This window comes from Pseudomonas zhanjiangensis (genome assembly GCF_041027545.1).
In the GTDB taxonomy this organism is placed as follows: Bacteria; Pseudomonadota; Gammaproteobacteria; order Pseudomonadales; family Pseudomonadaceae; genus Aquipseudomonas; species Aquipseudomonas zhanjiangensis.
Window position 1 is genome coordinate 452,778 of record NZ_JBFTEG010000001.1, and the last position, 12,321, is coordinate 465,098.

General features: G+C 65.9%; 9 protein-coding genes. 6 read left to right on the forward strand and 3 right to left on the reverse strand.

Going from position 1 to position 12,321, the window contains the following annotated elements; translation table 11 throughout:
- The first annotated feature begins 64 nt into the window (after positions 1-64).
- The 4 genes from alr (at position 65) to AB5S05_RS02060 (ending at position 4,614) form a co-directional block, all read left to right on the forward strand.
- Complete coding sequence (gene alr, locus AB5S05_RS02045) at positions 65-1,138, forward strand: alanine racemase (protein WP_369285752.1); 1,074 nt, start codon at positions 65-67, stop codon at positions 1,136-1,138.
- 102 nt (positions 1,139-1,240) lie between these two features.
- Positions 1,241-1,789 carry a cupin domain-containing protein gene (locus AB5S05_RS02050; RefSeq protein ID WP_369285753.1) on the forward strand — a complete coding sequence of 183 codons (549 nt, stop codon included), beginning with the start codon at positions 1,241-1,243 and terminating at the stop codon, positions 1,787-1,789.
- Between the two features lie 132 nt (positions 1,790-1,921).
- Positions 1,922-2,338, forward strand: coding sequence for a c-type cytochrome (locus tag AB5S05_RS02055; protein ID WP_369285754.1), 417 nt, complete (start codon positions 1,922-1,924; stop codon positions 2,336-2,338).
- 104 nt (positions 2,339-2,442) lie between these two features.
- Positions 2,443-4,614 carry an acetyl-CoA hydrolase/transferase C-terminal domain-containing protein gene (locus AB5S05_RS02060; RefSeq protein ID WP_438943522.1) on the forward strand — a complete coding sequence of 724 codons (2,172 nt, stop codon included), beginning with the start codon at positions 2,443-2,445 and terminating at the stop codon, positions 4,612-4,614.
- On the opposite strand, the gene AB5S05_RS02065 is transcribed toward AB5S05_RS02060, so the two are convergent.
- Together AB5S05_RS02065 and rep are read right to left on the reverse strand one after the other, a co-directional pair.
- On the reverse strand, positions 4,571-5,146 hold the full coding sequence (locus tag AB5S05_RS02065) for a xanthine phosphoribosyltransferase (protein WP_369285755.1): 576 nt from the start codon (positions 5,144-5,146) through the stop codon (positions 4,571-4,573). The two genes, AB5S05_RS02060 and AB5S05_RS02065, sit on opposite strands and share 44 nt — an antisense overlap.
- 52 nt (positions 5,147-5,198) lie before the next feature.
- Positions 5,199-7,208: a DNA helicase Rep gene (gene rep, locus AB5S05_RS02070; RefSeq protein WP_369285756.1), complete on the reverse strand. Its 2,010-nt coding sequence runs from the start codon at positions 7,206-7,208 to the stop codon at positions 5,199-5,201.
- 180 nt (positions 7,209-7,388) lie between these two features.
- Between rep and AB5S05_RS02075 the strand changes: the two genes are divergently transcribed.
- Positions 7,389-9,053 carry a putative bifunctional diguanylate cyclase/phosphodiesterase gene (locus AB5S05_RS02075; protein ID WP_369285757.1) on the forward strand — a complete coding sequence of 555 codons (1,665 nt, stop codon included), beginning with the start codon at positions 7,389-7,391 and terminating at the stop codon, positions 9,051-9,053.
- 201 nt (positions 9,054-9,254) lie between these two features.
- Entirely contained in the window at positions 9,255-10,934 is a 1,680-nt protein-coding gene (locus AB5S05_RS02080) for a putative bifunctional diguanylate cyclase/phosphodiesterase (RefSeq protein ID WP_369285758.1), read from the forward strand.
- On the opposite strand, the gene AB5S05_RS02085 is transcribed toward AB5S05_RS02080, so the two are convergent.
- Positions 10,931-12,319, reverse strand: coding sequence for a NorM family multidrug efflux MATE transporter (locus AB5S05_RS02085; protein WP_369285759.1), 1,389 nt, complete (start codon positions 12,317-12,319; stop codon positions 10,931-10,933). The two genes, AB5S05_RS02080 and AB5S05_RS02085, sit on opposite strands and share 4 nt — an antisense overlap.
- Between the last annotated feature and the right edge of the window lie 2 nt (positions 12,320-12,321).

The window sequence follows — 12,321 nt, forward strand, 5'->3', positions numbered from 1 at the left end:
TTTTTAATCGTCAGTCCGGGGCGCTGCGCCCCGAGCGTAATTCCACAACAAGAAGTGCCCAGCCATGCGCCCAGCCCGTGCCCTGATCGATCTGCAAGCCCTGCGTCACAACTACCGGTTGGCCCGTGAAGTCACGGGGGCCAAGGCGCTGGCGGTGATCAAGGCCGATGCCTATGGGCACGGTGCGGTACGCTGCGCCCAGGCCCTGGAAGCCGAGGCCGACGGCTTTGCCGTGGCCTGTATCGAGGAGGCGCTGCAGCTGCGCGAAGCGGGTATTGGTGCGCCCATTCTGCTGCTGGAAGGCTTCTTCGAGGCCGACGAGCTGGCGCTGATCGAACGGCATGATCTCTGGTGCGTGGTGCATGCGCTGTGGCAGGTCGAGGCCATCGAGCAGGCGAGGCTGGGCAAGCCGCTGAACGTCTGGCTCAAGCTGGATTCGGGGATGCACCGGGTCGGCCTGTTCCCGCAGGAATACCAGGCCGCCTACCAGCGCCTGCTGGCCAGTGGCAAGGTGGCGAAGATCGTGCTGATGAGCCACTTCGCCCGCGCCGACGAACTCGATTGCCCGCGCAGCGAGGAGCAGCTGGCGGTGTTCGAGCAGGCCCGCCAGGGCCTGGCGGCGGAGATCAGTCTGCGCAATTCGCCGGCGGTACTCGGCTGGCCGCGCATCCCTAGTGACTGGGTGCGTCCGGGCATCATGCTCTATGGCGCCACGCCCTTCGAGCAGGATCAGGCCGTGTCCGCTCGTCTGCAGCCGGTGATGACCCTGGAGTCGAAGATCATCAGCGTGCGCGAGTTGCCGGCCGGCGAGCCGGTCGGCTATGGCGCGGCCTTCGTCAGCGAACGGCCGACCCGGGTCGGCGTGGTCGCCATGGGCTATGCCGACGGTTACCCGCGCCACGCGCCGACCGGCACGCCGGTGGCCATCGACGGCCAGCCGAGCCGGTTGATCGGCCGGGTGTCGATGGACATGCTCACGGTCGATCTGACCGACCTACCGGCCGCCGGCCTGGGCAGTCGGGTCGAGCTGTGGGGCAAGCAGGTCCTCGCCAGTGAGGTGGCGATCCGCGCCGGCAGCATTCCCTACCAGCTGTTTTGCAACCTGCGCCGGGTGCCGTTGCTCTATTCCGGCGACTGATCGGGCCGCCGGCTAGTATTTGCGACCAGGGTGTTGTAAATACTGAACGCTGTTGCGATGATACGGGCACTTTTCCGTATCTTCCCGAGGGGGACTCCAGCATTGGACGTCGGTGTTCGACTGCAATCCATTCGCAAGCTCAAAGGCCTGTCTCAGCGTGAACTCGCCAAGCGCGCGGGTGTCACCAACAGCACTATTTCGATGATCGAGAAGAACAGCGTGAGCCCCTCGATCAGCTCGTTGAAGAAGGTGCTGGCGGGTATCCCCATGTCCCTGGTCGAGTTCTTCTCCCTGGACGCCGAGCAGGACAATCATACCCAGGTGGTATACCGGGCCGCGGAGCTGACGGATATCCACAGTGGCGCGATCACCATGAAGCTGGTGGGCAAGACCCACCCGAACCGTGCCATTACCCTGCTCGACGAGACCTACCCGGTCGGCTCCGATACCGGTGACGACATGTACACCCACGAGGGCGAGGAGACCGGCCTGCTGGTGGAGGGGCGCCTGGAGCTGACCGTCGGCGAGGAGGTGTTCATCCTCGAGCCGGGCGACAGCTACTACTTCGAAAGCAGCCGGCCGCACCGTTTCCGCAACCCGTTCGACAGGCCGGCGCGATTGATCAGCGCCACCACGCCGGCGAACTTCTGATCAGTCGCCCACGGCGCCCGATAATAACCCTGCGACATTAGGGTTGTTTCGGCGCCGCGGGCTTGTCGTTATACTGTCGGCCGCTCGCGAAACCGTGGCCGCGGGCGTGACTAGCCACGATGAGGGTGTACCGTGAATCTGATTAAGAACATGCTGGTAGCGCCGGCTGCCGTATTGGCCCTGTGGGCAGCAACTGCTCAGGCCACGACCGCTGAGGCCATCGCCGAGCGCCTGAAACCGGTCGGTGAAGTCTGCGTCATGGGCGAGGAGTGCAAGGGCATCGAAGCCGTTGCCTCCGCCGCCGGTGGCGGTGCGCGCACCGCCGACGACATCATCGCCAAGCACTGTGGCGCCTGCCACACGGCCGGCGTACTGGGCGCGCCGAAGATCGGCGACACCGCTGCCTGGCAGGCGCGTGCCACCAATGGTATCGACGGCCTGCTGGCCCATGCCATCTCCGGCCTCAACGCCATGCCGCCCAAAGGCACCTGCAACGATTGCACGGACGACGAGCTGCGCGCCGCCATCGAGAAAATGTCCGGCCTGTAATCCTTCGCTGCCGTGTAGAAAAGCCGCCTTCGGGCGGCTTTTTGCATGTTGGCGCAGTGCCATTTTCTTACAAGGCACCTCGCAGGGTCCAAACTGAATCTCTCATGGATGCAGTTGGGGGTCGCCAGGTGTCGCAGTGGTGTTCCATCGAGCAAGCTGTCGAGCGGGTGCTGCGGGACATCCCAGGGCCGATTCGGCTGGGCCTGCCCTTGGGGTTGGGCAAGCCGAACCGCTGGGTCAATGCCTTGTACGCGCGGATCAAGGGCTTGCCCGAGCGCCGGCTGACCATCTATACCGCCCTGTGCCTGGAGCGCCCGGGCGCCTCGCATGATCTGCAGCGGCGCTTCCTCGAGCCAGTGGTCGAGCGCATCTACGGCGACTACCCCGAACTGGATTTTCTCGCCGACCTGCGCGCCGGCCGCCTGCCGGCCAATGTGCACATCGAGCAGTTCTACCTGCAGCCGGGCAGCCTGCTGGACTGCCCGGCGGCGCAGCAGGACTACATCAGCTGCAATTACAGCCATGTTGCCCGCGATCTCAACGACAAGGGCGTGAACCTGATCGCCCAGCTGGTCGCGTGCGACCCGCAGAGGCCGCAGTACTTCAGTCTCAGCTGCAACCCGGATATCACCCTGGACCTGCTGCCGCTGCTGGCCGAGCGCCGTGGGGCTGGGGAGCACATTCTGTGTCTGGCCCAGGTGCATGAGGCGCTGCCCTATATGGCGGGGGCGGCGCAGGTGCGCCGCGACAGCTTCGATCTGCAGGTGCGGGAGGTGGAGCGCACTACCCTGTTCTCCACGCCGAACATGCCGGTCGGTGTGCAGGATCACTGCATCGGCCTGCATGCCAGCAGCCTGATCCGTGACGGCGGTACCCTGCAGATCGGTATCGGTTCGATGGGCGATGCGTTGAGCGCGGCGCTGCTGGCCCGTCATCGTGACAATGCCGGTTACCGCTCGGTCCTGACGGCGTTGCAGGGGGCCTCGGCTGGCCAGGATGACAACCTGGGGCCCTTTGCCGAAGGCCTGTACGGCTGCAGTGAAATGTTCGCCTACGGCTTGCTGGCGCTGGCCGAGGCCGGGGTGGTGCGGCGCCGGGTCTATCCCGAACTGCGCGTGCAGCGGCTGGCGACGGCCGGGGCGCTGGATGACCTGGGCCGCCCGCGTAGCGTGCAGCATTTGCTCGACGCCGGGGTGCCCGCCGAGTTGGATGCGCGGAGTCTGGCCTGGTTGCAGGCCGGCGGCCTGCTGGACGGCGCGTTGCAGCTGCGTGGCGACCGTTTGCAGTTACCCGATGGTCGCCAGCTGGCGAGCGTGCTGAGTGATCCGCAGACCCAGGCTGTTCTGGATGATTTCCTGCGCCCGGCGGCGGGTGGGGTGGTGCTGCACGGTGGATTCTTTCTCGGTCCCGCCGATTTCTACCGGCGTTTGCGGGCAATGGGGCCGGAGCGGCTCGCGCATTTCGCCATGTGCGGGATCCATTTCATCAATGAGCTGCATGGTGAAGAACCGCTCAAGCGCCTGCAGCGTCGCGATGCACGCTTTGTCAACTCGGTGTTCTGCATGACCCTACTCGGCGCCGCGGTGGCCGATCAGCTGGAGGATGGGCGGGTGCTCAGCGGCGTCGGCGGGCAGTACAACTTCGTCGCCCAGGCCCATGCGCTGGACGGCGCGCGTTCGATCCTGCTGCTGCGCAGCTGGCGCGAGGCGGCCGGGCGAATCAGCTCGAACATCGTCTGGAGCTATGGCCATGCCACCATTCCCCGCCACCTGCGCGATATGGTAGTGACCGAGTACGGCATCGCCGACCTGCGCGGCAAGAACGATGCCGAGGTGATCGGGGCGCTGCTGGCGATCAGCGATTCACGTTTCCAGCCGGCGCTGATCACCCAAGCGCAACAGGCAGGTAAATTACCCAGGGACTTTCGCCTCGATCCGCGCCTCACCGATAACCTGCCGTGGCGCCTGCAGGCGCTGCAGGCGCGGCATCCGACGCTGTTCGACGAGTATCCGCTGGGCTGCGATTTCACCGCTGAGGAGCGTGATCTGCTGCGGGCATTGCACTGGCTCAAGCCCAAGACCCGGCTCGGCATTCTCGCGGCACTGCTCAAGGCGCTGGTGGCGGCTCCGCCGAGCGATGCTTTCGCGGCGCAGCTGGCACGCATGGGCCTGGCCCAGCCGTGCGGCGTGCGTGAGGCCCTGTATCGGCGCCTATTGCTGGCGGGGCTGCAGGCTACTCGTCGAGAAAGTCGACCTGGCCAGCCTCCAGAGAGCTGATCCGCGCCAGGGATTCGACCCGGTAGCCGAGAGCGTCCAGCTCGGCGCGGCCGGCCTGGAACGACTTCTCGATCACCACGCCAATTCCGGCGATGCTCGCGCCGGCCTGGCCGATCACGTCGATCAGGGCCTTGGCCGCATGGCCGTTGGCGAGGAAATCGTCGACCAGCAGCACATGATCGGCGCTGCTCAGGTGCTTGGCGGAGATGGCGATGGTGCTCTCGGTCTGTTTGGTGAAGGAGAACACCTTGGAGATGTACAGGTCGTTCTTGAGCGTCAGCGACTGGTACTTGCGGGCGAAGATCACCGGCACGCCCAACTCCAGCCCGGCCATGACCGCCGGGGCGATGCCCGAAGCCTCGATGGTGACGATCTTGCTGATGCCCTGACCGGCGAAACGCTGGGCGAACTCGTGGCCGATCTGCTGCATCAGCACAGGATCGATCTGGTGGTTGAGAAAGGCATCGACCTTCAGCACCTGCTCGGAGAGCACGATGCCTTCGTCGCGAATTTTCTGTTTCAGCGCTTCCACGCGGTGTCCCTCTTGGTTGTGCCGGTGCCGGTCTGCGCCGGGTTGAGATCGGTCATTTTTTCAGCAGGGCGCGCATGTTGGCCAGTGCCGAGTTGCCGGTGGCCGCCTTGACCTCCGGGGGCGCGTCTTCCTGGCCTTCCCAGACCAGGTCCTCGGGCGGCAGTTCGTCGAGGAAGCGGCTTGGCGAGCAGTCGATGATCTCGCCGTACTGCTTGCGCTTGGCGGCGAAGGTCATGGTCAGGTTGCGCTTGGCGCGGGTGATGCCAACGTAGGCCAGGCGGCGTTCTTCCTCGACGGTATCGGCCTCGATGCTGGAGCGGTGCGGGAGGATTTCCTCCTCCACGCCGAGGATATACACCGAGGGATATTCCAGGCCCTTGGAGGCATGCAGGGTCATCATCTGCACGCCCTCGGCGCCTTCCTCTTCCTCCTGCTGGCGCTCGAGCATGTCGCGCAGCACCAGCTTGCCGATGGCGTCCTCGATGGTCATGTCGCCGTCTTCGTCGCGCTCCAGGGTGTTCTTCAGCGCCTCGACGAGGAACCAGACGTTGCCCATGCGCGCGTCGGCGACCTTGTCGCTGGAGGCGTTCTGGCGCAGCCAGTTCTCGTAGTCGATGTCCATCACCATGCTGCGGATCGCCGCGATCGGGTCGTTCTGCGCGCATTCCTGGCGCACCCGGTCCATCCACTTGGTGAAGCGCGCCAGGCGCTCGGTGAAGCGGCTATCGAGCACTTCCTGCAGGCCCAGTTCGCCGGCGGCGGCGTACATGCTGATCTTGCGGCTGGTGGCGTAGTTGCCGAGTTTCTCCAGGGTGGTCGAGCCGATCTCGCGGCGCGGCACGTTGATCACCCGGAGGAAGGCGTTGTCGTCGTCCGGGTTGACCAGCAGGCGGAAGTAGCTCATCAGGTCCTTCACCTCCTGGCGGGCGAAGAAGCTGGTGCCACCACTGAGGCGATAGGGGATCTGATGGTGCTGCAGCTTCAGCTCCATCAGCTTGGCCTGGTAGTTGCCGCGGTAGAGGATGGCGTAGTCGCTGTAGGGGCGCTGGGTGCGCAGGTGCTCGGTGAGGATCTCCAGCGCCACCCGTTCGCACTCGGCGTCCTCGTTGCGGCAGCGGATCACCCGGATCTCGTCGCCCATGCCCATCTCGCTCCACAGCTGCTTCTCGAAGGCGTGGGGGTTGTTGGCGATCAACACGTTGGCGCACTTGAGGATGCGACTGGTGGAGCGGTAGTTCTGCTCGAGCATCACCACCTTCAGCGACGGGTAGTCTTCCTTGAGCAGCATCAGGTTCTCCGGGCGGGCGCCACGCCAGGCATAGATCGACTGGTCGTCGTCGCCGACCACGGTGAACTGGTTGCGCATGCCCACCAGCAGCTTCACCAGCAGGTACTGGCTGGCGTTGGTGTCCTGGTATTCGTCCACCAGCAGGTAGCGGATGCGGTTCTGCCACTTCTCGAGGATGTCGGCGTGCTCCTGGAACAGCTTCACCGGCAGCAGGATCAGGTCGTCGAAGTCCACCGCGTTATAGGCCTTGAGCGTGCGCTGGTAGTGCAGGTAGACGATGGCTGCGGTCTGCTCCTTGGGACCACGGGCCTCGGCCAGGGCCTGGTCGGGCAGGATCAGGTCGTTCTTCCAGGAACCGATGTAGTTCTTGATCTCGTCGATGCCGTCGTCGCCGGCGTACTCCTTCTGCATGATGTCGCTGAGCAGCGCCTTGATATCGCCCTCGTCGAAGATCGAGAAGCCCGGCTTGTAGCCCAGGCGCGCGTACTCCTTGCGGATGATGTTCATGCCCAGGTTGTGGAAGGTCGACACGGTCAGGCCGCGCGCCTCGGCGCCCTTGAGCAGGGTGCCGACGCGCTCCTTCATCTCGCGCGCGGCCTTGTTGGTGAAGGTCATGGCGACGATGTGCTGGGCGCGGATGCCGCAGTTCTGCACCAGGTGGGCGATCTTGCGGGTAATCACGCTGGTCTTGCCGGAGCCTGCGCCGGCGAGCACCAAAAGAGGGCCGCCGACGTAGTTCACGGCTTCCTGCTGCCGGGGATTGAGTCGGGACATGGGCTATGGGAGTTGGGAAAAAGGGCGCAGATTCTATCAGGAATGTCGGCCAGGGGCCCTGGTCACGGCGGCCGTCAAGGAAATGACGATAAGGTGGCAATCGTCATTTTTTTGTGCTTAATTAGGTGGATGAGGCTATAAGTTAATGTAGTTTGTGAACTAGGGCCCTGCGGAGGTTACGTGACCTGCCAACGCGATTTCTGCCGACTGCTGATAGTGACGACAGAAAGCCACTGGGTGAAGCTGCTCGATTCGTTGCTCGCCGAGCAGCCCGAGCCGGCCTGGTTGTTCGTCGCCAGCAGCTGGGAGGACGCCCGGCGTCGCTATCGGCAACAGGCCCCCGACCTTATCTTCTGCACCCCGCCATGCCAACCACCAGCCGACGACTGCCCGTTGCCGCCCATCCTGCTGCTCGAGCGCCCGCCGCTGGAGCCCTTGGCCGGCGCCCAGGACTGGCTTGCCCGCGACAGCCTGACCGCCGAGGTGTTGCGCCGCTGCCTGGATTACAGTCGCCAGCGCCAGCGTCTGCAAGTGCAGGCCGAGCGCGATCCGCTGACCGGTATCGCCAATCGCCAGGGTTTCCAACGGCTGTTGCGCCAGCGCCTGCAACAGAATCAGGGGCGCGGGCTGCTGCTGGGCTATCTGGACCTGGATAACTTCAGCCATGCCAACGACAGTCTCGGCCATCTGGCCGGTGACTTGTTGATCCAACAGGTGGCCGAGCGTATCCAGGGGCTGCTGCAACCCCAGGACAGTCTGGCGCGGATAGGAAGCGACGAGTTCGCCCTGCTCCTCGATATCAGCCAGTCGGCGCTGCGGGTCGAGCCCTTGGCCATGGCGCTGATGCAGACGCTGGCCGAGCCCTATTGGATAGAAGGCGAGAGCCTGATTCTCGGTTGCAGCCTGGGGCTGGCCTACGGCCGCGCCGGCGAGGACGCCGATCCGCTGCTCTGGCATGCCCACCTGGCCATGCAGCAGGCCAAGGCTCAGGAAGGCTGCAGCTACCATTTGTACGACGAGCGAACCTCCAGCGAGACCCGCACCCTGGCCGATCTCGAGGCGGAGTTGCGCCGGGCCCTGCGGCGTGACGAGCTGGTGCTGCATTACCAGCCGCGCCAGGACCTCAATAGCGGCGCCATCGTCGGCCTGGAGGCCCTGGTACGCTGGCGTCACCCAGGACGCGGGCTGCTCTACCCGCAGGAGTTCATCCCGCTGGCCGAGCAGAGCGGCTTGATCGTGCCGCTCGGCTACTGGGTGGTGGCTCGTGCCCTGCAGGACCTGCGCTGGCTGGCCGAGCGTGACATGCCGCTGCACATGGCGGTCAACCTGTCGTTCAGCCAGTTCCAGGACAGCCAGCTGCTGCCGACCGTGCAGCGCCTGATCGACGATTGCGCGGTCGACGCGGGCTGGCTGGAGTTCGAGCTGACCGAGACCGCGGTGATGCGCCGCAGTGACTATGTGCTGGCCACCATGCAGACCCTGGGCAACCTGGGGGTGCGCTTCTCGCTGGACGACTTCGGCACCGGCTATTCGTCCTTCGTCCACCTGGCCAGCCTGCCGATTTCCCTGCTCAAGCTGGACAAGAGTTTCGTCTCCGGCATGGCGGTGCATGCCGACCAGGCCCGGCTGGTCAATGCGATGATCAACCTGGCGCGTAATCTGGGCCTGGAGGTGGTCGCCGAAGGTGTGGAAACCGAAGCCGAGATGACCCTGCTGCAGCAATTCGGCTGCGACCAGGGGCAAGGCTACCTGATCAGCAAGCCCCTGCCGCTGCATGAGCTGCAGCCCTTCCTGCAGCGGCAGATGCACCGCCTGCCTGCGGCGCCGCTCGCCCACCTCGCCTGATCGCACCCGTCCCGGCCCAGCCGGCAAAGGGCTCTGGGCCGCCGCTTTTGCTCAGGGACATGATCTCGCTCACAGCTTCCCGCTCTGCTACTGGCCGCTCTGGGTGCACTTGGGTAGCTTCGTTCCCGTGTTCAAGCTTTCTCGGCGGTGCGCCCACTGCCGTTCAGGGTGCCCGCCTTCTATTCGCTTAACGGGAGTCCAGTGGCTGCGCCAGTCGAACCAATACGCTTGCTCTTGTTGACCGAATCGAGGTCATGGGCGCTGCGCCTGCGTGACCCGCTGGATGCCCTCGGCTGTGGCCACAGCCTGATCAGCGTGCCGTCCTGGGAGGCGGCCAGCAGCCTGTTCGACGAGCCCGGCCAATGCCTGTTGCTGTGTACGCCCGATCGGCTGCCCGAGCCGGGGCTGTGTTCACTGCCGATCGTCCTGCTGCTGGAGCAGGAGCCCCGGCAGGTGCCAGCCGGGGTGGTCGACTGGCTGGTGGCCGATTCCTTCAGTCTCGACGCCTTGCGCCGAAGCCTGCGCTATCTGCGCGAGCGCAGTGGCCTGGTGGCGAGCCTGCAGCGGTTGGCCGAGCAGGATGCGTTGACCGGAATCGCCAATCGCCAGGGCTTCCAGACCCTGCTGGCCGCCCGCCAGCTCGAGCAGGGCGGCAGCGGGCTGGCGCTCGGTCATCTCGATTTGGACAACTTCCGCCATGCCAACGATGCCCTCGGCTACCAGGCCGGCGACCGTCTGATCCTGCAGGTAGTGGCACGGCTCAAGGCGCAGCTGAAATCCGGTGACATCCTCGCCCGCCTGGGCAGTGACGAGTTCGCCCTGTTGCTCGATACCCGGCGCGATCCGGCGCGTGCCGAGCGCCTGGCCGAGCGCATCTGCGAAGCCCTGGGGGAGCCCTACTGGGTCGACGGCGAGAGCCTGCTGCTCGGCTGTAGCCTGGGCCTTGCCTACGCCCGCGTGGACGGCGACGCCGACTCCTTGATGTGGCACGCGCACACGGCCATGCAGCAGGCCAAGAGCCAGCAGGGCTGTACCTGGCATCTGTTCGATCAGCGTATCCATCGCCGCGTGCGCAGCCTGGCGGATCTGGAGGGCGAGCTGCGCCGTGGTCTGCGCCGCGACGAGCTGGAGCTGCATTACCAACCGCGTCTGTGCCTGCAAAGCGGGCAGATCGTCGGCCTGGAGGCACTGGTGCGTTGGCGTCACCCCGAGCGTGGTCTGCTGGTACCGAACGAGTTCGTGCCGTTGGCCGAACAAAGCGGCCTGATTGTGCCACTCGGTTACTGGGTGATCTCCCGGGCGCTGCGCGACATGCAGTGGTTGCGTGGGAGGGGCCTGCCGGCGCTGCATATGGCGATCAATCTGTCGTTCCGCCAGTTCCAGGACAGCCAGCTGCTGGCGACCCTGCAGCGTCTGATCGAGGAGCGCGGGGTCGATGCCCGTTGGCTGGAGTTCGAGCTGACCGAGACCGCGGTGATGCGCCGCAGCGACCGGGTGCAGCAGACCATGCAGGCATTGGGGCAGCTGGGCGTGCGGTTCTCGCTGGACGATTTCGGTACCGGTTTTTCCTCCTTCGTCCATCTCAACAACCTGCCGATCACCCTGCTGAAGATCGACCGCAGCTTTGTCGCCGGCATGGATGGGCGGACGGAAAACCGGCAGCTGGTGCGGGCGATGATCAACCTGGCGCACAACCTCAACCTCGAGGTGGTCGGCGAAGGCGTGGAAAGCGCCGAGCAGTTGGCCTTGCTGCGCCAGTTCGGCTGTGACCAGATCCAGGGCTACCTGATCAGCAAGGCGCTGCCGTTGAACGAACTGGCGCGCCTGCTGGTCTTCGGCCTGCGCCAGCCGCTGCCGGGCCTGGGCGCACCCGTGCGCTAGGCTCGCGCGGCCAGTTGCGCGGTGCAGGCGCTCTGGCGCAGCAGGCAAGCGGTTTTGCGTTCGAAGCACAGGCTCAGGCCGACCGCTGCGCAGCCCAGGCCGCCGGCCAGGCCCCACCAGACGCCTGCGGCGCCCCAGCCCAGGACAAAGGCCAGGGTCCAGGCCAGGGGCGCGCCGACCACCCAATAGCAGCCCAGGCCGACCAGGAAGGTGGTCTTGCCATCGTTGAGGCCGCGGATCGCGCCCATGGCGATGGTCTGGATACCGTCGAACAGCTCGAACCAGGCGGCGATCGCCAGGAGGCCGGCAGCCAGGGCGACCACCTCGCGGTAGGCCGGGTCGAAGCGATCGAGAAACAGCCCGATGACCCACTCGGGCGCCAGCCAGAACAGGCTGGCGAAGCCCAGCATGCAGCCGGCGCCGAGGGCCAGGCCCAGGTGGCCGGCGCGGCGTGCCTCGGACAGGCGGCCGGCGCCGAAGTGCTGGCCGATGCGAAAGGTCACGGCATAGGAAATGCCCACCGGCACCATAAAGGCCACATACACCGACTGCACGGCGATCTGGTGGGCCGCCAGCTGGCTGCTGCCCAACGCCCCCATGCACAGGGCGGCAAAGGCGAACAATCCGGATTCCACGGCATAGGTGCCGCCGATCGGCAGGCCCAGGCGCAACAGCTCCTTGAGCTCGCCCCTGGCCGGGCGCAGCAGGCCACGAGCGAGCGGGTAGCCGGCATAGGCACGGTGGCGCAGCACATGCCAGGTCAGCAGCAGGGCCATGGCATTCATCACCAGGGCGGTGACCAGGCCGATGCCGGCCAGCCCCAGGTGCGGCAGGCCGAACCAGCCCTCGATCAGGGCATAGTTGAGCACGAAGTTGGCCAGCGCGCCGCCGATGCTGATCGCCATCACCGGTCCGGGCCGGCCGATGGCGCTGGTGAAGCCGCGCAGGGCCATGAAGCTCATGTAGCCGGGCAGGGCAAACACCAGAGTGCCGAGAAACTGCATGGCCGCGGCCACGTTCTGCGGCGACTGACCGAGGCGCAGCAGCAGCGGCTGCAGGTGCCACAGCGCCAGGCCGGCCAGCAAGGCCAGCGTCCAGCCCAGCCAGAGGCCGTTCTGGGTCAGGCGGGTGACCCCGGCCGGGTCGTTCGCGCCATGGCGGATGGCCACCAGGTTGCCGACGGCGGCGATCACGCCGACGCAGAATATCGACACGAATGAATAACTGGCTGCGCCAAGGCCGCCGCCGGCCAGGGCCTGCGGGCCGAGCAGGCCCATCATCACGGTATCGGTGAAGACCATGAGCACATGGGCCAGTTGCGCGGCGATCAGGGGGCCGGCCAGGCGCAGGATGGCCAGGAGTTCATTGCGAAGGGCGTGGCTCATGA

Excerpts from the sequence above, each read along its gene's own strand:
- alr (WP_369285752.1), top strand. The coding sequence starts at position 65 with ATGCGCCCAGCCCGTGCCCTGATCGATCTGCAAGCCCTGCGTCACAAC.
- rep (WP_369285756.1), bottom strand. The coding sequence starts at position 7,208 with ATGTCCCGACTCAATCCCCGGCAGCAGGAAGCCGTGAACTACGTCGGC.
- AB5S05_RS02085 (WP_369285759.1), bottom strand. The coding sequence starts at position 12,319 with ATGAGCCACGCCCTTCGCAATGAACTCCTGGCCATCCTGCGCCTGGCC.
- AB5S05_RS02060 (WP_438943522.1), top strand. The coding sequence starts at position 2,443 with ATGGATGCAGTTGGGGGTCGCCAGGTGTCGCAGTGGTGTTCCATCGAG.